Origin of the sequence: Dulcicalothrix desertica PCC 7102, from assembly GCF_003991905.1 — a bacterium.
In the GTDB taxonomy this organism is placed as follows: Bacteria; Cyanobacteriota; Cyanobacteriia; order Cyanobacteriales; family Nostocaceae; genus Dulcicalothrix; species Dulcicalothrix desertica.
Window position 1 is genome coordinate 198,146 of the sequence record NZ_RSCL01000002.1, and the last position, 19,818, is coordinate 217,963.

At 38.6% G+C, this 19,818-nt stretch carries 22 protein-coding genes; 15 read left to right on the forward strand and 7 right to left on the reverse strand.

The genetic code is table 11. From position 1 onward, the window contains the following. Positions 1 to 170: 170 nt before the first annotated feature. Complete coding sequence (locus tag DSM106972_RS04960) at positions 171 to 656, reverse strand: allophycocyanin subunit alpha-B (protein ID WP_127079439.1); 486 nt, start codon at positions 654 to 656, stop codon at positions 171 to 173. A 129-nt stretch (positions 657 to 785) separates the two neighbouring features. On the opposite strand from DSM106972_RS04960, the gene rlmD reads away from it, so the two are divergent. Together rlmD and DSM106972_RS04970 are read left to right on the forward strand one after the other, a co-directional pair. Next, positions 786 to 2,159, forward strand: coding sequence for a 23S rRNA (uracil(1939)-C(5))-methyltransferase RlmD (rlmD, locus tag DSM106972_RS04965; RefSeq protein WP_127079441.1), 1,374 nt, complete (start codon positions 786 to 788; stop codon positions 2,157 to 2,159). Positions 2,160 to 2,667: 508 nt separating this feature from the next. Beyond that, positions 2,668 to 3,156, forward strand: coding sequence for an ATP-binding protein (locus DSM106972_RS04970; protein WP_127079443.1), 489 nt, complete (start codon positions 2,668 to 2,670; stop codon positions 3,154 to 3,156). A gap of 70 nt (positions 3,157 to 3,226) precedes the next feature. Here the strand turns inward: DSM106972_RS04970 and DSM106972_RS04975 are convergent, their stop codons facing one another. Beyond that, complete coding sequence (locus DSM106972_RS04975; RefSeq protein ID WP_127079445.1) at positions 3,227 to 3,508, reverse strand: DUF6439 family protein; 282 nt, start codon at positions 3,506 to 3,508, stop codon at positions 3,227 to 3,229. 92 nt (positions 3,509 to 3,600) lie between these two features. On the opposite strand from DSM106972_RS04975, the gene DSM106972_RS04980 reads away from it, so the two are divergent. From DSM106972_RS04980 to DSM106972_RS05015, 8 genes are all read left to right on the forward strand, one after another. Further along, complete coding sequence (locus DSM106972_RS04980; protein ID WP_127079447.1) at positions 3,601 to 3,963, forward strand: sll0565 family protein; 363 nt, start codon at positions 3,601 to 3,603, stop codon at positions 3,961 to 3,963. 21 nt (positions 3,964 to 3,984) lie between these two features. After that, positions 3,985 to 5,388, forward strand: a complete 1,404-nt coding sequence (gene asnS / locus DSM106972_RS04985) for an asparagine--tRNA ligase (RefSeq protein WP_127079449.1) — start codon at positions 3,985 to 3,987, stop codon at positions 5,386 to 5,388. Positions 5,389 to 5,599: 211 nt separating this feature from the next. Then, complete coding sequence (locus tag DSM106972_RS04990; RefSeq protein WP_127079451.1) at positions 5,600 to 5,827, forward strand: hypothetical protein; 228 nt, start codon at positions 5,600 to 5,602, stop codon at positions 5,825 to 5,827. Between the two features lie 13 nt (positions 5,828 to 5,840). Next, positions 5,841 to 6,077 (forward strand): helix-turn-helix domain-containing protein, encoded by a 237-nt coding sequence (locus tag DSM106972_RS04995; RefSeq protein WP_127079453.1) that lies wholly within the window; start codon positions 5,841 to 5,843, stop codon positions 6,075 to 6,077. A 309-nt stretch (positions 6,078 to 6,386) separates the two neighbouring features. Then, on the forward strand, positions 6,387 to 7,013 hold the full coding sequence (locus DSM106972_RS05000; RefSeq protein ID WP_127079455.1) for a type I restriction enzyme HsdR N-terminal domain-containing protein: 627 nt from the start codon (positions 6,387 to 6,389) through the stop codon (positions 7,011 to 7,013). A gap of 306 nt (positions 7,014 to 7,319) precedes the next feature. Beyond that, a complete protein-coding gene (locus tag DSM106972_RS05005; RefSeq protein ID WP_127079457.1) occupies positions 7,320 to 7,865 on the forward strand; it encodes a hypothetical protein in 546 nt (181 codons plus the stop codon). A 194-nt stretch (positions 7,866 to 8,059) separates the two neighbouring features. Then, positions 8,060 to 8,425 (forward strand): hypothetical protein, encoded by a 366-nt coding sequence (locus DSM106972_RS05010; RefSeq protein ID WP_127079459.1) that lies wholly within the window; start codon positions 8,060 to 8,062, stop codon positions 8,423 to 8,425. A gap of 105 nt (positions 8,426 to 8,530) precedes the next feature. After that, complete coding sequence (locus tag DSM106972_RS05015) at positions 8,531 to 9,850, forward strand: radical SAM/SPASM domain-containing protein (RefSeq protein ID WP_127079461.1); 1,320 nt, start codon at positions 8,531 to 8,533, stop codon at positions 9,848 to 9,850. Positions 9,851 to 9,859: 9 nt separating this feature from the next. Here DSM106972_RS05015 and DSM106972_RS05020 read toward each other — a convergent pair whose 3' ends face one another. Beyond that, positions 9,860 to 11,041 (reverse strand): TPM domain-containing protein, encoded by a 1,182-nt coding sequence (locus DSM106972_RS05020; RefSeq protein WP_127079463.1) that lies wholly within the window; start codon positions 11,039 to 11,041, stop codon positions 9,860 to 9,862. Between the two features lie 150 nt (positions 11,042 to 11,191). Beyond that, positions 11,192 to 11,719 carry a PepSY-like domain-containing protein gene (locus DSM106972_RS05025; RefSeq protein WP_127079465.1) on the reverse strand — a complete coding sequence of 176 codons (528 nt, stop codon included), beginning with the start codon at positions 11,717 to 11,719 and terminating at the stop codon, positions 11,192 to 11,194. 114 nt (positions 11,720 to 11,833) lie between these two features. Here DSM106972_RS05025 and DSM106972_RS05030 point away from each other — a divergent pair, with 114 nt between their 5' ends. The 3 genes from DSM106972_RS05030 (at position 11,834) to DSM106972_RS05040 (ending at position 15,278) form a co-directional block, all read left to right on the forward strand. After that, positions 11,834 to 13,423: a cytochrome P450 gene (locus DSM106972_RS05030; protein WP_233787222.1), complete on the forward strand. Its 1,590-nt coding sequence runs from the start codon at positions 11,834 to 11,836 to the stop codon at positions 13,421 to 13,423. Between the two features lie 8 nt (positions 13,424 to 13,431). Further along, a complete protein-coding gene (locus tag DSM106972_RS05035; protein ID WP_127079467.1) occupies positions 13,432 to 14,910 on the forward strand; it encodes a cytochrome P450 in 1,479 nt (492 codons plus the stop codon). A 101-nt stretch (positions 14,911 to 15,011) separates the two neighbouring features. After that, positions 15,012 to 15,278, forward strand: coding sequence for a hypothetical protein (locus tag DSM106972_RS05040; RefSeq protein WP_127079469.1), 267 nt, complete (start codon positions 15,012 to 15,014; stop codon positions 15,276 to 15,278). Between the two features lie 33 nt (positions 15,279 to 15,311). Here the strand turns inward: DSM106972_RS05040 and DSM106972_RS05045 are convergent, their stop codons facing one another. Together DSM106972_RS05045 and DSM106972_RS05050 are read right to left on the reverse strand one after the other, a co-directional pair. Further along, on the reverse strand, positions 15,312 to 15,695 hold the full coding sequence (locus tag DSM106972_RS05045; RefSeq protein ID WP_127079471.1) for a type II toxin-antitoxin system VapC family toxin: 384 nt from the start codon (positions 15,693 to 15,695) through the stop codon (positions 15,312 to 15,314). Further along, complete coding sequence (locus DSM106972_RS05050) at positions 15,688 to 15,930, reverse strand: hypothetical protein (protein WP_127079473.1); 243 nt, start codon at positions 15,928 to 15,930, stop codon at positions 15,688 to 15,690. The genes DSM106972_RS05045 and DSM106972_RS05050 overlap by 8 nt, the downstream gene beginning before the upstream one ends. Positions 15,931 to 16,053: 123 nt before the next feature. On the opposite strand from DSM106972_RS05050, the gene DSM106972_RS05055 reads away from it, so the two are divergent. Together DSM106972_RS05055 and DSM106972_RS05060 are read left to right on the forward strand one after the other, a co-directional pair. Then, complete coding sequence (locus DSM106972_RS05055; RefSeq protein ID WP_127079475.1) at positions 16,054 to 17,529, forward strand: phytoene desaturase; 1,476 nt, start codon at positions 16,054 to 16,056, stop codon at positions 17,527 to 17,529. Between the two features lie 128 nt (positions 17,530 to 17,657). After that, positions 17,658 to 19,133 carry a bifunctional metallophosphatase/5'-nucleotidase gene (locus tag DSM106972_RS05060; protein ID WP_127079477.1) on the forward strand — a complete coding sequence of 492 codons (1,476 nt, stop codon included), beginning with the start codon at positions 17,658 to 17,660 and terminating at the stop codon, positions 19,131 to 19,133. Between the two features lie 70 nt (positions 19,134 to 19,203). Here DSM106972_RS05060 and DSM106972_RS05065 read toward each other — a convergent pair whose 3' ends face one another. Beyond that, on the reverse strand, positions 19,204 to 19,782 hold the full coding sequence (locus DSM106972_RS05065) for a Uma2 family endonuclease (protein ID WP_127079479.1): 579 nt from the start codon (positions 19,780 to 19,782) through the stop codon (positions 19,204 to 19,206). Positions 19,783 to 19,818 lie beyond the last annotated feature (36 nt).

Here is a 19,818-nt window from a genome sequence, read left to right on the forward strand (position 1 = left end):
AGAGACTGTCGGTTTTTTGTTTTTACAGATAGGCACATAAAATTTCCCCACAGCTCGTTGGTAATTCGACACTAATGCCAAGCTTTCCAACAAGCTGTGGGGAGTTACAATCTTAATAGATGATTTATATTGAGGCTTCGAGCTAGTGCGCTACTGAAGAAGACGTTTGATTATGACATTCCTTGAATGATGTAATCAAAGTAAGGTGCTGCTTCAGTCGCATCGTCAGCAGTAAGCAAGTCGAGAGACGCAGCTTTAAGACAGCCTATCGCTTCTACCATTCCGGGTAGGGGTACACCCAAGGAATTGTACATTTCGCGGGCGCCAACAATACCAATTTTTTCGATTGGCCCTATGTCACCAGCAAGAACACCGTATGTAACAAGACGTAAGTACCAGCCAAAATCGCGGATACATTGAGCGCGCTCACGTTGTCCGTAAGCATTACCTCCAGGAGAGATAAAGTCAGGACGCTTACGCCATAATTGTTTAGTTGCTTCACTCACAATTTTCTTTTCGTTTTCAGAGAGGGTAGAAACAATGCGTACCCGAATAGCACCTGTTGTCAAAAAGTCTTTGATACTTTTGAGTTCGCCACTGCTAGGGTAACGCAGTTCGTCGTCGGCTTTGAGAATAACTTGGCTTACTACAGTCATGATTAATGCAGCATGAAATATTATTAGCTAGTTTAACGAGTCTTGAGTACACAAGTGAAGTCAAAGCAAAAAGTGATTATTGAAATTATACGTTTAGTGATGGGTAAAAGTAGTACGTAGTAGGTATTTATGACTAATTGGCAGCAGGGTGAATTAATTGAACTCGAAATTACTGACCTTAATGATGATGGGGATGGAGTTGGACGGGCATTTAATAGAGTAGTCTTTGTGCCTGACACAGTGCCAGGTGATATTGTAGAAGCGCGTTTGGTTTTCGTTAAACCGAAATTTGGGCACGCAATTCTAAAGAAAATATTAAAATCTTCAATTCATCGGGTTCGACCGAGTTGTATTGTGGCAAATAAGTGTGGGGGGTGTAGTTGGCAGCATATTGATTATCAATATCAACTCGAAGCGAAACGTAATCAAGTTGTTCAAGCTTTAGAGCGAATTGGGGGTTTTGTGGCGCCACATGTAGATGAAGTACTACATTCAACAGCGCTAGGGTATCGCAATAAGGCAACTTATCCGGTTGGAATATCCGCAACAGGTAACTTTGTGGCTGGTTATTACCAAAAAAATAGTCATCAAGTCGTCAATATAAATCAGTGTCCTGTGCAAGATGAGCGTTTAAACCCGCTGTTACATAAAGTCAAGCTAGATATACAGTCTAATGGTTGGCAACCTTACAATGAAAAGCTGCATACTGGGTTAATTCGCCATATTAGCTTGCGTATTGGGCGCCGGACAGGAGAAGTATTAATCACTTTAGTGATTAGTCAATGGAATATACCAGGAATTGAGGCAGTAGCGCAAGAGTGGTTAGACAGCACACCCCCACTTGTCGGAGTGATGTTAAACCTGAATGGCGAGCGTACTAATGCCATTTTTGGACGGGAAAGTCGTCTAGTTGCTGGCAGAAATTTCTTGCTAGAAAAATTTACTGAGCTGGAATTTCAGGTACGTCCCGACACATTTTTTCAAGTTTACACAGAAACGGCAGAAGCGTTGGTACAGCAAATAAAGATGGAATTGGGACTTAAGGGTGAAGAAACTTTACTTGATGCTTATTGTGGAATTGGGACTTTAACTCTTCCACTAGCAAAGCATGTTGGTCAAGCAATTGGTATAGAGGTACAACCAGAAGCTATAGAACAAGCACGTACAAATGCTCAACACAATGGCATTGATAACGTCAAGTTTTATGCTGGAACCGTTGAAAAACTGATTCTTTCAATAGATGTTAAACCAGATATCGTTGTTCTCGACCCACCTCGTAAAGGTTGTGACAAGAGCGTTATACAAGCTTTGCTTGACTTGAAACCAAAACGTATTGTTTACGTTAGCTGTAAAGTTGCCACATTGGCACGTGACTTAAAAATACTCTGTCAAGATGGAGTATATACGTTGATGCGCGTTACTCCCGCCGATTTCTTCCCTCAAACCGCACATGTGGAAGCTGCAGCATATCTTGTGTTATCACAGTTAGATATAGGCAGTTAGGGATTAAACAACAATCGTCCGAATTTCAAATTTGTAGTCTAGCGCATAGTAAAAATGCTAAAATTGAATTAAGCTAAAAATATAATTCCTTTTAATTAAAGAAATTGAAGTGGCATTGTTACTTCTCACATATGAATGAAGTTGTCAACAACTATAAATCGGTTTTCCATCTGGCGCCTGTGACAGTTGCTTGGTTCAGTATCGGTTCCATTCAAATGTACTTCTGCTAATGGTCAACTTCAAAAGCATATAAAAATGCTTATACACTAGTTGAATACGAGTATTTAATAGCTCTAAAAATTTAGTGATTAAATATGGGTACTCAGTTGGTGATATAGTTAAATGTTGCAACCCATTAATATTAAGGAGAGACTTTGCTCCCTAGCTATTTTCAAAATTTAGTTTTAAAGACGCAAGTTTGACAGTGCGACCGTCTCAATATAATCAGGGTGCCTGTGTAACGCAAACTGATGTCTAGAAGACCGAACGAAAGCTACGGGGTTTACTTGTGATTACTATCTCGCTCCGTCCTATTGGACGCAATTGGGGAACGATTAGTTTCGCCTCCACTCTATATCTCTGTCCTATATTAGATTTACTCCTGGCAGAGATTCCCGCGAAAATGCAAGCCGAATTACGATTAGGGCTTCAAGAAGCTCTAGTCAACGCAGCTAAACATGGTAATAATTTAGACCCTAGTAAAAAAGTTATAGTTCGTTTTTCCCTTATTGATAATCAATACTGGTGGGTCATATCAGACCAAGGTGGAGGTTTTGACGTTAAGTCAACTCCTGCTAATGTACACGCAGACCCATTTGAAACATCCTTAAATTGTGATGATGATCATACAGAATATCTGCCTCCAGACGAAGCAGAAAGTGGTCGGGGTCTATGTATTCTACATCAAATTTTTGACCAAGTTGAATGGAATCGCAAGGGCACAGAGCTACGGCTTTGTAAACAAGTAGAAACACGACCACGACTATTAAGAAAATAGTTGAAAGTGCTGAGTGCTGAGTGCTGAGTTATGAGTAGTAACTCAGCACTCAGCACTCATAACTCAGCACTTATTTGGTTCCGTGTGTTGGACAGGGTGGCGCCGAAATTGAACGGTCGAGCCAGCCAACAGCTTGTTGTAGCCTTTGTTGTGCTTCTTCTTTTTCGTCTTTCAGTAAATATACTAATGCGGCGGCAATTTGTTCCGAAGCACGCGCTTTACGATTAGATTTGAGTCGATGCCAGTCATTTGGCGAAATACCAAGTCTTTCCAAAAGCGCTTGCGCCAGTTCTAAGTCGCTAAATTCTTGTAATTGTTTAGTTGGAAGCATAGTAGTGTAGAGACGAGACATGTCGCGTCTCGGTTGAGTGGTTAGCTAATGACTAATGGCTGTTTGTTGTAATATAACCGGATTTATATCTAACTTTAGTTTACAGCCTGTACATGAAGCCGTCGAAAAAACAAAATGAGCCATCGGGTGAAGATTCGCAGTCCCAGGAATTTCAACAAGGACTCTATGATGTTGAGCAAGCATTAATTGCGCTAAAAGAACGTTACAAACAGGTTGAGAATGATTATACTTTACAAAATGAATTGAATAGGCGCCGCTCATCCCTCCTTCATAGCAAACTACCAGAAATGAAAGCGGAGTTAAAGCATATAGAGCAACAGTTGGAAGTATTAGAGATTAACTTAGAAAGTAGGTTATTAAACTGGCGTAGTTTTAAAGACCCCTTTTGGCAGATTGTCCGCTTCAGTGGATTGGGCGTTATTATAGGCTGGTTATTAAAGTCATTTGCTTCTTAGAGTTGGGACATACTTACACATATGATAGAAAAACGCATTGCTGAAATATTACGTAGTGGACAACCAGATGAAACAGTAAAGGTACAAGGTTGGGTACGTACTAAGCGTGAACTCAAGGGTTTTGCTTTTATTGAGGTGAATGATGGTTCATCGATGGCTTCTTTACAAGTCGTCATAAACGAAACCGTACCGAACTACAGTGAAATTATAAAAAAAGTAAATACAGGCGCCTCGGTAGAGGTTGATGGTGTAATAGTAGCATCACAGGGTAAAGGGCAACGTATTGAAGTTAAAGCTGAGTCAGTTCAGGTGTACGGCGATGCTGACCCAGAAGTTTACCCTTTACAGAAAAAGCGTCACTCGTTTGAGTTTTTGCGAACAATTGGACATTTACGCGCGCGTACAAATTCATTTGGCGCCATGTTCCGTGTTCGTAATGCAGTAGCTACAGCAATTCACCAATTTTTTCAAGAACGTGGATTTTTGTGGGTACACACTCCCATTATCACAGCGAGTGACTGCGAAGGCGCCGGAGAAATGTTTAGCGTTACGAGTTTTGATTTAAATAAAATACCTCGTAATAAAGAAGGCGCCATCGATTACAGTAAAGATTTTTTTGCTAGACCAACATATCTAACTGTAAGCGGACAACTCGAAGCAGAAGTAATGGCAATGGCATTTAGTAATGTCTATACATTTGGGCCAACATTCCGCGCGGAAAACTCGAACACATCGCGTCACCTAGCAGAATTTTGGATGGTAGAGCCAGAAATGGCATTTTGTGACCTCAAGGAGGACATGGACTTAGCCGAGGCATTTTTGAAACACATCTTTAAATATGTGATGGAAACATGCCGAGAAGACATGGAATTTTTTAACGAGCGTATAGATAAGACTGTATTGGAAACTGCTGAAAATATAATTAATAATCAGTTTGAACGTATTACATATACTGAAGCAGTCAAGCTTTTAGAAAAAGCCGTCGAAAAAGCTGACGTTCAATTTGAATATCCAGTTAGTTGGGGCACAGACTTACAATCAGAACACGAACGTTACTTATGCGAACAGCTATTCAAAAAGCCAACAATCATTACTAATTATCCCGCGCAAATCAAAGCGTTTTATATGCGCTTAGACGAAGATGAAAAAACTGTATCGGCAATGGATATAGTGGCGCCGAAAATAGGGGAAATAATAGGAGGTTCACAGCGGGAAGAAAGATTAGATGTGCTGCAAAGAAGAATGGCAGCGCAAGGAATGAAAGAAGAAGATTTATGGTGGTATCTTGATTTACGAAGATTTGGCACAGTTCCCCATGCTGGTTTTGGTTTAGGGTTTGAAAGAATCGTGCAATTTATGACGGGAATGGCTAATATTCGCGATGTAATACCCTTCCCAAGAACACCAGAGAATGCTGAGTTTTAATCCCCCCCAACCCCCCTTAATAAGGGGGGGGCTTTATAACTCTTATTCCCCCCTTACTAAGGGGGGCTAGGGGGGATTTATTAAATACTAAATTAAAATTATGTGATTACGTAATATTCGTTTTCCCGAAGAAAACCCATTTTACAAAATTAAATTTCGCCATACATTAGGATGGTTCTTTTTATTTGCGTTTGGAGTTACGCTGCAACTAATGTTGTTTTCCAACTATCGCAAATTTGATATTAGAGACCCATTTATATACTTAGTTTTAGGAATTTTTGTTTATTTATTTACGTGTGCTTGGATATGGCGAAAGCTGGAAACACTAGAAACAAATCCACGGCGCCTAATTGGCAAAATACCAATATATGCTTTAAATGGCAACTCTCTAATTAACTCAATCACTTTTGGTCGTATTTCCCAATGGTCTTCACAATAATGGTGCTACGCACATGAAAGTTCCAGATATTTATGGTGTAGAGCTTCTGAAAGTATTAATTCAAGAATTAGACCTGAAGCAAAAAGATTTAGTACCTATATTCAAAACTGAATCGATTGTTTCTGATGTGCTAAATGGCAAGCGTAAATTAACAGTGGAGCATATTCAAAAACTTGCTGAACTATTCAAGGTTTCACCTGCTGTATTCTTTCCTATAAAATCATCGAATAATTGTTTTGAAGTAGCATAATTTGAAATTGTGATGGTGTTGGGTTGTGCCTCCAGCATACTACGTAAACTATTGCCTCCAACGCCATTCTCCTCAACGGGGAAACCTCCGCACGGAGATGGCTCCCCAACCGTTTAGTATCATCATCTGGGAAACCAATTCAGAATAAAGGTTGTTTTTGAAACTGATGGTAAGCGAGTTACACAATACCGAGCAGTTAATTATTAAGTAATACTAAGATTCCCGACTTTTTGAAAAAGTTGGGATTTATTTACTCGCAAATGAATTATAATTGAGTAAAATTTGATACATATATTTGAAACATTGATTATGCTGCAAGTAGTTCAAGCTAGCGAACTGACTCTACATGAAGTCGAAACCAAATTCAATTTGCGAGAAAATCAAGAGGATTCTTTCTTTCCTGAATGGCAAGGAAATTTACCTGAACTGACGGATACGGAAAAACAGACGCTTGACCAAACTAAAACAAATTTTCTTTATCTCAGTAAATATCCAGTATCGGAGGAAGTCGTAAAATTAGTGGTTATATCTCCGCTACTGTCGATAGCTGGTTATTACAGCCCTCCGTTTCGCATTCGTACAGAGGTGCCAGTAAAAATCAGTTTAGAACAAAATAATGAAGAGGTGCGAGGAAGAATCGATATTTTGGTTGTACGAGAACAGCTATGGATATTGGTAATTGAGTCTAAAGAAGCAGGATTTTCATTAAAACAAGCAATCCCTCAAGCTTTGACTTATATGATGTTAACTCCTACTCCTGAACGTCCTACATTTGGTCTTGTTACTAATGGTACTGAGTTTCGGTTCATAAAGTTGTTAGCTCAACCCACACCAGAGTATGGATTTTCTGATTTATTAACGCTGCAACGGCGCCAAAATGATTTGTACTGTGTTGCTAGTATTTTAAAACGGTTTGCTGATTTAATGCGGCAGTGAATATATAAAGAATATTTCACTTATATAGGACTTATTACACTAACTAAAGCGTGGTTCGTGTCATTAATTTTGAGGGGTAGGAAGAACGAACCACAAAGACGCAAAGTACGCAAAGGAAGATTTTTTAAGAAGTCAACCTACCAAATTTTATGACACAGACCACTAGAAATTTTGGCGCCTGGTTGGAAAGGTGGTTATAGGGTTTTTTTAAATGTGAAGATGTTATCGGCAAAGACGATGGCACCTTTTCTGGAATTGAATATACTGTCGATGTAAGTATAGTCATAGTATATTTCGATTTAGTACATGAATATAAAAACAATCGCAGGCGCCGCAGCAATACTGACACTCTCTTCAGTTGCAGCAGGTACAGCAGTGGCACAATTAACACAAGCGTCTAAAGTAACTGCTGATGGGTTTGGGGGTGCTAAAGTTGGTATGACTGTTAAGAAAGCTTCCCAAGCCACCGGAACCCGTCTAGTGTCATTATCAGGGGCGCCGATTGAAAGTAAAGGCTGTTTTTACGTTAAACCACAAAAGGCGCCTGCTGGTGTAGAGTTTATGCTTACCGATGGAATTATTTCTAGGATTGACGTAGCCAAAAACACTAAAATTGCAACAGCAAGCGGCGCCAAAATAGGAGATACAGAAACCCGCATCAAATCACTTTACCCTAGACAAATTACAGTCACACCACATAAATACGTTCAAGGTGGACATTATTTAACTTTCACACCAAAAGAATCAAAGTATAAAAATTATCGCATAGTCTTTGAAACAGATGGCAAACGAGTTACACAGTATCGTGCTGGTAGATTACCAGAAGTAGAAAACGTAGAACGCTGCGGTTAATTATTTATCTTATGGGATAGGCATCTTGCCTGTCCCTTAGTTTCATAAGATTTTTGGACAATTTTTTCAAACTGCTGCATAAACCATTGCGAGTAAACATATAAGCGAGTGAAGGGGTTAAAACAAAGCGCGCGTCAAGTTCTCTAACGCTTGAATTAACCTTAAAACTCGATGTAATTTAAAGGATAACTTACATGTTTACTCGTAAAAATAGTGCAATCAAATTCTTTCTTGGTTTACTAGCTATTAGTAGTGTTGCGGCTGTTGTAACACCTGCTAGTGCGGAAGTTGTATCTAATTCTAATAAATTTGGCATTTTATTGAGTGAAGCAAAGTTAAATACTAGTCCGGCTACGGTTCAACAGGGAAATGTGAATAAATTACCAGTAGTGTCTGAAAAACTCAAAATTCCTAATGGTCAAGAAGCTGCTGGCAACTTTGTTTGTAATGGTACCTGTAGCAAACGTCCGGGACAACAAAAAGTTCGCGATTTAGTTACTGATCCTGCAAATAACAAATTAAATCCTATTAATATTCAACCTGCTCCTGTAAATCGTTAACATTATATTTTATTGTAAGTGAGTAGGCGCCTGCTCACTTCAATAAATCATGCTATTGCTTGGATTTAAATTTGGCTAATTTGTTGAAGTAACTAACGTGCAATTATGAAATTTACTAATTATTATATCGCAACACAGGCTATATTTGATGAGCTAGAGTCTAAAAATAAGGTAGTTATTTTTGCTTCTCGAACATCAAATGTTAGAGTGATTGATGAAGAAATTTTAAATATACTTGTGTCCGAACGTTTTGATTTACTTCCAGAAGAAATTTTTCAAGACTTTCTAGATATTAAGTTAATTGTTAATGATGATTCGGAGTTATTAACCATTCTTAACCGAAATAATGGCGCCGCTATCAATGACGATGATTTATATTTGGTTGTACAACCAACTGCTTATTGCCAATTAGGATGTCATTATTGTGGGCAAGAACATAGAAGTATAATGATGAGCGAGGAAGACCAGCAAAGATTTATTGAAAGAGCTAGACAGAAGTTAGAAACAAAGAAGTTTAAAAGTCTTTCAATTGGCTGGTTTGGAGCAGAACCTTTAATTGGTTTGCCTGTGATGAAAGCTTTGACATCAGAATTAAAAGCTTTAGCTGCAAGTTATAATTGTAGTTATAACGCCAAAATTGTTACAAATGGTTTAGCGTTAACTAATAATGTGGCAACAGAACTAGTTCAGGAGCTAGGTATTTCAGCAATTGAAATTACCCTTGATGGTGTTGCTGAATACCATGACATGCGTCGGATGCAAAAAAATGGTTTGCCAACGTTTGATAAGATTTTTGCGAATGTAGTTAATTTAGCAAACCGTCAAGATTTAGATTTTAATTTAAGTATTCGCTGCAATGTTGATTATGATAATTATGAATCAGTATCTTTATTATTGCACGAATTAGCGGCAGCAGGTATACAAGATAAGATAAGCTTTTATGTGGCGCCTATTCATTCATGGGGAAATGATGCTCATAAAAAATCCCTTTCCAAAGAAGAATTTGCCTCTCTAGAAATCAACTGGTTCGTTGAGATGCTAGAGCTAGGTTTCAAAACAAATTTTATTCCGGAACAGAAACCTTTAGTTTGTATGGCTGTAATGCCAGACGCAGAACTTGTTGACGCTTACGGGAATATATTCAACTGTAGCGAAGTTTCTTATGTACCAACCTATGGTACACCAAACGAATATGCCATAGACCACCTTCTCGGTAAACCCATGCCTGGTAAACGCGAACGCTTAGGAAATTTCAATCAACGAGTTTTAAAAGGAGAATTTGATTGTGCAACTTGCCCAATGCTACCAGTTTGTGGTGGCGCCTGTCCAAAAAGCTGGCTTGAAGGTATGGCGCCTTGCCCTAGTACAAAACATAATATTCAAGAGCGCTTACTATTAGCTTACGCAGTTTCCAGATTATCTTAGTTTATCAAATTACCATCCTCCTCCGGCGCCACCACCCCCACAGTCACCACCACCGAAACCACCGCTATCTCCGTAACTGCCTCCTCCTGTTCCCCCATCAGTATAACCATTTGAGTCATTTGAGCCTCTAGAAGGTATTACTTGAATTGTTGTATGAGAATAACTACAGCAGTTACACTTTTCTGTTACTGACTCTTCACCTTTTTTTGAAATAGTCGCAGGTTTTATAGTTTTGTATCTACGTTGCACGGTTAATTCTTGACAGTTAGGGCAATTTAAAAATTTTCTGTAATTAAGTACATACGCACGTATATGAATAGCTGTAGGAGGAATTTCTGGATGGCATTTTGGACATCTCCAACCATCAAAGCGTACACTACGTAGTTCTTGAGCTACCTGTTCTGGTGGGTTTAAATATGAAATTAAAGATTGTGGGTCAACCTTTTCCATTGACTGACCACATTCACTACATGTTGCGGCGCCGTCTATTGTGCCATCATATATACGAGATTTGCCATTAGGCGCCAAACGAATTGGACGCAAAGCTAATGCAATAATACAAGAAAAAGCAATTACCAATCCTCCGAGCAGTCCAAAAAATGTATATTCTGGATGGTGTATAGGCTTACCCCAAATTTTTATAGTCGCATGAACGGCAGTAAAAGTTTTATCTTCCGATAAAGCTTGAATTAAAGCTTGTGTACCAATTAAGGTTCCTTCAGAAAAATGATGCTGCTTGAATGAAGGAATGATTTTAGAGTCAATAATCTGCTTGACTTTGTTGTTTGGCAGTATCGCTTCAATGCCATAGCCAGTAATTATTTCTACTTTCCGCTCTGCTTGAGACACTAAAAGCAAAATGCCATTATTAACGCTCTTTTTGCCAATTCCCCAATATTTAAATAGTTGTGTTGCAAAATATCTGGGAGTTAAGCTAGGTGAAGTATCTTCAACTGTAACTACAGCAATTTCAGTACCTGTTTTCTTCTCATATTCAGTTAGAATTTCATTGATTGTACTTTTATCTTCAGAGGTAAGAATATTTGCCATATCCGTAACCCAACCACCGTAAACAACACGAGGGTTAGGAACTTCTCGAATAGTTATGGCAAAAGCAGATGCGGAACTGCCCAATAGCACCAAGCAAACCAGAATCAAAGATACTGCTGTTTTAATAAATCTTGATAACATTTGCACTTTAATTATGATAACTCTTGTGGAGCAGGCATCCCTGCCTGCCACAATTATAAGCTACAAGTATATTATCAGTGTAAAAGAGGAAGTAATTAGTCAACTTGTTGAATGATTAAATCCCCCCACGTGGAAGAGAGATTTTAAATATCAAGCATCTTCATGTGAATTTGGCGCCTCGTTTCCGCGACCATCAAAATATAATTCGACTTCGTTACCATTATTTACAACTTCCACTTCGTAAAAAATACCTTGCGGTGTAATTTCAATCTCTCGTTTTTTAATTGTGCCGCTTGGGTATTGCGCTCTAACTTTATCAAGTACTACAGATGAAAACCCATTGTCTGATGATAGCTCGTATTCTGTTTCTAACCATTGACCATTAGATGAGTACTCTGCTTCGTATTCTATGCCATTTTCGACGAAAACAGCTTCATAACCATAAGGTTGTAATTTCCAGTTAGGTGTTTTACCTGGATATTTCTTTGCGAAAGCACTTTGAACTACTTGAGGTACTTGTGAAGAGGAAATTACATCGTCTTGTAAGTCAACCCCATTTTCGCAAGATGCTAATAAGGTAGCTGCTAATACACAAGCAATTGTAGCCAAGCAGCGCAAGCTAGATAATGAAGTTAGCTGCGTGAGTAAATGCTTGCTATCCAAAGTTAAGTACTGCATTTTTTATACATAGAATATAAGTATAAGTTTAACTACAACGTCGAATAAGAGCATTCCATACTCTTTTTGCTCTAAATATATTTTCTATTTGAATGTAATTATAAAAACATTAATATGAAGTTCTTACTTAGAAAACTTATATGGAATGAAGTTTGGCGCCTCCTAAAACAGATTTATTTGTATGGCTTTAAAGCTGTAGCGAAACAAGATTGTAAAATATATATCATGATTGCAAATACCATTGAACGAAAAATAACAGTACCTGGTCCACGTGTTTCTCCACTGTTTGGACACATTACTCAGGTTTTAAATTTTGTCGGCGACTCTATTAAGTTGTCGAGTCAGTTGTTTGATAAATATGGTTCGGTTGTTAGCCTAGCTCTTGGTGGTGGTACTAATGTTTACTCACCATATCCAAATTGCCCTGGTACGGTGTTGGGTTACGGTGCCGATGTTGTTCGTGAAGTGACAACTCAGCATGATATCTATCATAAGTGTCCTCTGACTGCACGAATTTACAGTAAGCGCAATGACTCAGCACGTACTCAACCTTTTAGGCATTTTCTGGTTGGGTTATTTGGTGTGAACGGCGCCGACCATCGTCAACACCGACAATTATTAATGCCTGCTTTTCATAAATCACGTATCGAAGCTTACCGTGACGAGATGGTGGTAATTACCTCTTCTGAGCTTGAAAAACTACAGGTGGGTGAGGTTGTAGATACTCTTGAACTGATGCGGCGCCTAACGATGCGTATTGCTACTAAGACCTTATTTGGAATGGATTTCAGTGAAAATGGTGATAGGTTTACAACGCTGTTAAAAGAAGTTTTTGGTAAATTTGGTAGTTCAGCAGTTCTTGCCCTTCCGTTTGATGTTCCTGGTTTTCCTTTTCATAAACTGCTCAACGACATGGTTGAGCTTGATGCTACTATGCGGGATACCATTCAGCAAAAGCGCTCTGCTGGTATTGATAGCGGTGATGTTCTATCTATGCTTATTCAAGCTAGAGATGCCGAAACTGGGATAACACTAACTGATGATGAATTACTTGGACATCTTGGTGTCATATATTTTGCTGGTCATGATACAAGTGCAAATGCATTAACTTGGACTTTATTTCTACTTTCTCAACATCCGCAAGTTGCTGCTGACTTACTTGATGAACTTGATAGCGTGTTACATGGTGAGGCGCCTAGTATTGAACAATTACAACAGTTACCTTTATTAGAGCGTGTCATTAAAGAAAGTATGCGGGTACTATCTCCTGTTCCTTGGAATGGTCGTGTGATTTCGCAGGATACTACATTCAGTGGTTATGATTTGCCGAAGGGTACAGAAGTTTTTGTCAGTATTTATCATACTAATCGGGCGCCTGAAATATATTCCGACCCGGAGCGTTTTATTCCTCAACGCTGGGAGCAAATTCAGCCGAGTATATACGAATATAATCCTTTTAGTGCTGGGTCGCGCGTTTGTATAGGCGCCGGGTTTGCCATGATGGAAATCAAAATTATTTTGGCAATGCTGTTAATGCGTTACCGTTTAGAGTTTTTACCACAACAAGTTAATGCCAAAGGATTAATTGTGTTGTGTGCTGAAAATGGATTATCTATGCGAGTATGCAAACAAGACCGCGAATTTAATCGAGGTGTTGGTGGTGTAAGTGGGAATGTCAGTGAAATGGTCGATTTAGTAGAATAATTAAGATAATGATTACAATTACCAAATCAAAATTAACAGTACCTGGCCCACGTGTTGCTCCGGTATTTGGACGCATTACCCAAACTCTAAACTTTGTTAGTGACTCTATTGGTATATCGAGTCAATTATTTAAAACTTACGGTTCAGTAGTTTCGTTAGCTCAAGGTGGGGGTACTAATATTTACTCACCTCACGCGAATTGTCCTGGTACTGTGTTAGCTTATGGCCCAGATATTGTCCGTGAAGTTACGAGTCAGCATGATATTTATCATAAATGCCCTCTTATTGGTAGCTTTTACCGTAGGCGTAATGATTCTGAACGTACAACACCTTTCAGTCATTTTTTAGTTGGGTTATTTGGTATTAATAATGACTCACATCGTCAACATCGGCAGCTTTTAATGCCCGCTTTTCACAAATCACGTATTGAATCTTACCGTAATGATATGGTAAAAATCGTCGAATCTTCGCTTTCACAGTTGAAAGTTGGCGAGGTAGTAAATATAGTTGAAGTAATGCGGCGCCTAACGATGAGTATTGCTACAAAAACCCTTTTTGGTAAAGATGTTAACGAAGATAGCAGCAACTTAATTAGACTACTACAAGAATTTGGCGCACAACTAACAAACCCGGCATCTGTATTATTACCAATAGATTTTCCTGGTTTACCTTACCATAACTTGCTTGACGCATTAATTGCACTCGATGAGGAAATGCGTTCTATTATCCGTAAAAGATATGCAAGTAGCGTTGATGGTGGTGATATTATTTCAATGCTCGTTCAAGTTAAAGATGCAGATAGTGGTTTAACTTTAACCGAAGACGAATTACTCGGACACGTAACGGCTATTTTTGCTGCTGGGCATGATAGCAGTACAAATGTTATAGCTTGGATACTATTTCTACTTTCACAACATCCGGATATTACTGCTGACTTAGTTGATGAACTTGATAGTGTGTTACATGGTGAGGCGCCAACTGTTGAGCAGTTACAAAAGTTACCTTTATTAGACCGTGTTGTTAAAGAGGGTATGCGGGTACTTACAGCAATACCTTGGAACGGTCGCGTTACCTCACAACCAACCACTTTGGGTGGTTATGAATTACCTGTAGGGACAGAGGTATTTGTGAGTATTTATCAGACACACCACATGCCAGAAATTTATCCTGAACCAGAACGGTTTAATCCTCAACGTTGGGAAACAATTCAACCGACGATGTATGAGTATAACCCTTTTAGTGCAGGGTCACGCATTTGTATCGGCGCCGGGTTTGCGATAATGGAAATCAAAATTATTTTAGCAATGCTGCTGATGCGTTATCGCTTGCAATTAATTACAGAAAAACCAATAAATGCCAAAGGTTTAATTGTGATGGCGCCTGAAAATGGAATGTTTATGAAAGTTCACAAACAAGACCGTCAATTTTGTCAAGGTGTAGGTGGTGTACATGGTAACGTGCGTGAAATGGTCAATTTGATGAATTAATAGGTGGACTCAGAAAATTATGGCGTATTTTCCCAAAATACGCATCTCTAACTTTTGCTAATAATATCTGGTATAATATAGAAAATTAGAGTGGTCTAACTATGATTGGTATTAATATTTATATTAATCAAGCAACTCAAAAATCTCTAATTCAAGCCGCTGCTTTAAATGAAATGTCTATAGAAGAGTTAGCTTCCTCACTGTTGAGAGAAAGTATCCAAGAAAGGTTTGGTGAAATTAGCAATTCGGAAACCCAAGCTGAATATCCAATTAATCCTCTTAGAGAAATGCGACCATATTCTTATTTGGCAGACCCGTCGGAACCTGCTATTTCCCCAGATGATTGGGAAATAAATCAGGATTTTTAGGAGATATAGAATATTTAATTACAAAATCGATGACTAACGTATAACTTGTATATCAATACCTAGATTAAGGTTTTGCCATTGACGGTCTGCCGTTATAACTGGTTGACTAAGGAAAAGCCCTAACCCAAGACAAGCCCTATCTCCAAACGATAACCCAATAATCTTTGTCAAAGGTCTAAGCATTCCTGCTTTTATTGCTTGTTCTAAATCAAAAGCAATAACTTCAAGATTTAAGTTACCAAGAATTTTTTGAACTGTTAATTCTGGCACACCAGCGTCTGCGAGTTTAGCAACAACTTCTGAATAATTTACAGAACTAATTGCTGCTTGTGGTATGTAAGTAGCTACTTGCTCGCTACCTGTCTCCTGCTTAAGAAGAGCTAAAACAGCAGAAGCATCCAAAACTACCTCACTCACAGAGACCTTCCTCTCTACGTTCGTCAATAAGTTCTGTTGCGAGCGAACGTTCGGCGGGAACAAACTGACGTACAAGAGCTTGTGCTTCGGCAATCAATGCTTCTACAGAAGGCTGAGGTGAAGAATTGTTGAAAACCAAAACGACCTCGTACTCACCTGCCGGAATGTTAGTAGGTAGCTGAATTGTTAATTTGTGGTCTTCACTAACATTGACTTTTGTTGCGATTGTTTGCATACAGCTGCTTAAGGTATTTACAAAATATATTATATGATAGCTATTTTCACTTCAACGAGAGCATCATAGGTCATTCATTGAGTAATAATGAAATTATAGGTTGGGTGTAGGTACAAGTAATCAATGAATATTGTAGTGATAGGCGCCGGGTTTGGTGGAATAGCCACAGCGATACGTTTACAAGCAAGTGGGCATCAAGTTACGTTGATTGATAAACGTGATAAGTTAGGGGGACGTGCTTATGTATATGAGCTTTCCGGATTTAAATTTGATGGTGGTCCTACTATTATTACGGCGCCGTGGTTAATTGAGGAACTGTTTGACGTGTCGGGTAAACCGATGCAAGATTACGTCAAGCTTGTACAACTCAACCCGTTTTATAATATTCGCTTTGAAGATGGTTCTGTTTTTCACTATAATAACGACGCTGATTATCTAATTGAACAAATCCGCGCGTTTAACCCGAATGATGTGGCTGGTTACGAACGTTTTTACCAAGCGAGTCAAGCTGTTTTTAATAAGGGTTTGCCTTTAATGACTAAACCTTTCGGTAATATTACTGATATGGTGAAAGTGGCGCCTGATATGGTGGAATTACAGTCTTTTAAATCGGTAGCAGGGTTTGTTAATCAATATATTCAAGATGAACGACTACGACAGGTATTTAGTTTTCATCCGCTGTTAATTGGTGGCAACCCGTTTCAGAGTACTTCTATTTATGCGATGATTCATAAGCTTGAGCAGGCTTTTGGTATTTGGTTTGCAATGGGTGGTACTGGTGCCTTAGTTGAAGGTTTACGACGGTTATTTATAGATATAGGTGGTAAAGTTTTACTCAATACTGAAGTTACAGAAATTGTTATTGATGCTAAAACTAAGCGCGCAACTGGTGTCAATACAAATAATCATGGCTATATTGGCGCCGATGCAGTTGTTAGTAATGCTGATGTTGCATTTACATATTTAAATTTGATACCAGCAAAGTACCGTAGAAAATGGAGCGATAAGAGAATTAAAAGCCTGCGGTACTCGATGTCGTTGTTTGTGCTGTATTTTGGAACTAATCGCCAATATGAACATATGGCGCATCATGAGATTCTGATGGGTAAGCGCTATCGAGATTGGATTGAAGATATATTTACGCGAAAATACTTACCTGATGATTTTTCGCTATACTTGCATCGACCAACTGCCACTGACCCTTCACTGGCACCATCTGGTTGTGATTGTTTTTATGTATTGGCGCCAGTACCTCACTTGGGTGGCAATGTAGATTGGAAGACTATGGCAAAACCGTTCCGCGATAGGATAGTTAAATATCTCGAAGAAAAATATTTACCCGATTTATCGCAGCATATCGTTACAGAACATTATATAGACCCGTTACATTTTCGCTTCGACCTGAACAGTTACTTGGGAAGTGCGTTTTCAATTGAACCTACTTTGTTTCAATCTGCTTACTTCCGTCCCCATAACCAAAGTGAGGATATATCTAATTTATATTTTGTTGGTGCAGGTACACATCCAGGCGCCGGAATTCCTGGGGTGTTGAGTTCGAGTAAAATTGTAGCCCAGATGATTTCCCCAAAAGAGGGATAGTTGGGGCGCTAAAAATCTACTTAATCTTCCTCGTCATTAAAAATATCTTCAAAGTCTAAACCGCCAATAATTTGACGTATTCTCAGACATAAAGTATAAAAGTATACAGTTGCTCCTAATACAAGACGATGACTGAACGGTTTAAGAAGTTTACTATTTTGCACTCAAACGATATACATGGTGACTTTCTGGCAGAGGCAAAGGGCGCCGAGGGTCATCTTATTGGTGGACTGTCGTTGCTTTCTGGATACTTAAATAAAGTTCGCTCTGAAGAAAAAAACACGCTTTTTGTTATTTCTGGCGACATGCTTCAGGGTTCTATTATTGATAGTGAATATAAAGGTATTTCGACGATAGAAGTTATGAATTACCTGGCGCCTGATGTAGTAACTTTGGGAAACCATGAATTAGATTATGGGTTTCCTCATTTACTTGTTTTGGAAAAGCTGGCAAATTTCCCGATTGTTAATGCCAACTTATATATTAAAAAGTATAATAAAAGGTTAATGAATCCCTACGTTATTCTTAATGTAGATGGATTTGATATTATGTTTATTGGTATTATTACTCAAGAAGCTCTTAAATCATTAAAACTTGATACTAGTATTGGCACATTTGTTAGTCTCGAAGATGCTGCTACAGAAGTAGGTAAGATTTGCAATGCGTACAAAAATGAGGATATTGATTTAACAGTACTCTTAACACATATTGGTTTTGAAGAAGATAAAAAATTAGCGGCGATGCTAGACCCAGAATGGGGAGTAGATATGATAATTGGCGGACACTCCCATACAATTTTAGAGCAACCAGCCCAAATAAATGACATTTTGATTGCACAAGCTGGGGTAGGAACTGACCAAATTGGACGTTTTGATATTACAGTGGACGATGATACTAACAGCATTGTGGAATGGAAGTGGCAACTCCTAACTGTAGATAGTAAGCTTGCAGAACCTGATACTAAAATTGAAGAGTTAATTGCCACCTTCAAAGATGCCGTAGACCGCAAGTATAATCGTCTTGTTTCTCGATTAACACGTCAACTTACACACCCCAGACGTGACCAAGAAACTGAATTGGGTAATTTAATTGCCGATATTTTTGGTCAAATTGATACGTGTGATGTCGCTATTGTTGGAAGTGGTTCAATACGTGGAACACAATTAGGCCCTGTAGTTACATTGGGTAACCTTAAAGAAGTTTTTCCTTATGACAGTCCACTATATAAAGTTAAAGTCACTGGTACACATCTCACCAAGATATTTACACACATTATGAGACCAGAAAACAGAATGCCAGGTAAAAGCAGCACTTGTTTTCAGGTGAACAAAAATATTCAGGCTATTTACAACGAGAGTGAACAAAGGCTGGAATCTTTGAGCGTTCATGAGAAACCAGTACAAAAAGACCATCAATACACCATCTGTTTGCAAGAATATTATTGTAAGAATTCAGAACGCACTTTAGGTGTCATGCCTGAAGAATTTACTAAATTAGGCGCCCCAAAGGTAATCACAACATCTGCCCAAGATGTCATTGAAGAATTTTTTACCTCTAATCAACTTATTAATAGCCATATTGAGGGACGATTAATATACAAGTAGGTCGGTTTTGTAGCACAGGCTTCCTCGACTGTGGGGTAATATGGTATGGTAGCTTAAGCCAGCATACAAATTATCCCCAAATTTTTTGTAAATTAAGTGTAAATCCAGGTAAAATACTTTCTCCGGAAACAGTTTGAGGTAATTTTACAACTTCTATCTGTTGTCCAGGACGATAAATTTCTACTTCCTGTTGTTTTCGATTTATCAACCAACCCAAACGACACCCATTTTCTATATACTCTCGCATTTTGGCTTGAACTTTTTTCAGAGTATCGGATGGTGACATTATTTCAATGGCAAAATCTGGGCAAAGAGGTATAAATTTTTCTTTCTGTTCTTTAGTTAAAGCATTCCAACGAGACTTTTCTACCCAAGATACATCTGGCGAACGGTCGGCGCCATTTGGTAATGTGAATCCTGTAGAAGAATTAAAAACTTCACCCAGTTGGTTTTGCTCGTTCCATGATGCTAGTTGAAGAATTAAATTAACGTTACTTCTCCCTGTTTCTCCTCCCGTAGGTGGCATTATAATTAATTCTCCTTCAGCATTGCGTTCTAATTTTAAATCTGGATTTTCTTCACACAGTTGATAAAACTGCTCTCTTGTTAGTCTAATTACAGAATTTAAGTTTAATGTAAGTGCTGTCATAAAATTATTTACCGTATGAATGATTATTTCATATGA

Coding starts and splice junctions, on each gene's coding strand:
- DSM106972_RS04960 (WP_127079439.1), bottom strand. CDS start 656: ATGACTGTAGTAAGCCAAGTTATTCTCAAAGCCGACGACGAACTGCGT.
- DSM106972_RS05000 (WP_127079455.1), top strand. CDS start 6,387: ATGCTGCAAGTAGTTCAAGCTAGCGAACTGACTCTACATGAAGTCGAA.
- DSM106972_RS04975 (WP_127079445.1), bottom strand. CDS start 3,508: ATGTCTCGTCTCTACACTACTATGCTTCCAACTAAACAATTACAAGAA.
- DSM106972_RS05040 (WP_127079469.1), top strand. CDS start 15,012: ATGATTGGTATTAATATTTATATTAATCAAGCAACTCAAAAATCTCTA.
- DSM106972_RS05005 (WP_127079457.1), top strand. CDS start 7,320: ATGAATATAAAAACAATCGCAGGCGCCGCAGCAATACTGACACTCTCT.
- rlmD (WP_127079441.1), top strand. CDS start 786: ATGACTAATTGGCAGCAGGGTGAATTAATTGAACTCGAAATTACTGAC.
- DSM106972_RS04980 (WP_127079447.1), top strand. CDS start 3,601: ATGAAGCCGTCGAAAAAACAAAATGAGCCATCGGGTGAAGATTCGCAG.
- DSM106972_RS05010 (WP_127079459.1), top strand. CDS start 8,060: ATGTTTACTCGTAAAAATAGTGCAATCAAATTCTTTCTTGGTTTACTA.
- DSM106972_RS05025 (WP_127079465.1), bottom strand. CDS start 11,719: ATGCAGTACTTAACTTTGGATAGCAAGCATTTACTCACGCAGCTAACT.
- DSM106972_RS05015 (WP_127079461.1), top strand. CDS start 8,531: ATGAAATTTACTAATTATTATATCGCAACACAGGCTATATTTGATGAG.
- DSM106972_RS05020 (WP_127079463.1), bottom strand. CDS start 11,041: ATGTTATCAAGATTTATTAAAACAGCAGTATCTTTGATTCTGGTTTGC.
- DSM106972_RS05030 (WP_233787222.1), top strand. CDS start 11,834: ATGAAGTTCTTACTTAGAAAACTTATATGGAATGAAGTTTGGCGCCTC.
- DSM106972_RS05035 (WP_127079467.1), top strand. CDS start 13,432: ATGATTACAATTACCAAATCAAAATTAACAGTACCTGGCCCACGTGTT.
- DSM106972_RS05050 (WP_127079473.1), bottom strand. CDS start 15,930: ATGCAAACAATCGCAACAAAAGTCAATGTTAGTGAAGACCACAAATTA.
- DSM106972_RS04990 (WP_127079451.1), top strand. CDS start 5,600: ATGTTGTTTTCCAACTATCGCAAATTTGATATTAGAGACCCATTTATA.
- DSM106972_RS05060 (WP_127079477.1), top strand. CDS start 17,658: ATGACTGAACGGTTTAAGAAGTTTACTATTTTGCACTCAAACGATATA.
- DSM106972_RS05055 (WP_127079475.1), top strand. CDS start 16,054: ATGAATATTGTAGTGATAGGCGCCGGGTTTGGTGGAATAGCCACAGCG.
- asnS (WP_127079449.1), top strand. CDS start 3,985: ATGATAGAAAAACGCATTGCTGAAATATTACGTAGTGGACAACCAGAT.
- DSM106972_RS04995 (WP_127079453.1), top strand. CDS start 5,841: ATGAAAGTTCCAGATATTTATGGTGTAGAGCTTCTGAAAGTATTAATT.
- DSM106972_RS05065 (WP_127079479.1), bottom strand. CDS start 19,782: ATGACAGCACTTACATTAAACTTAAATTCTGTAATTAGACTAACAAGA.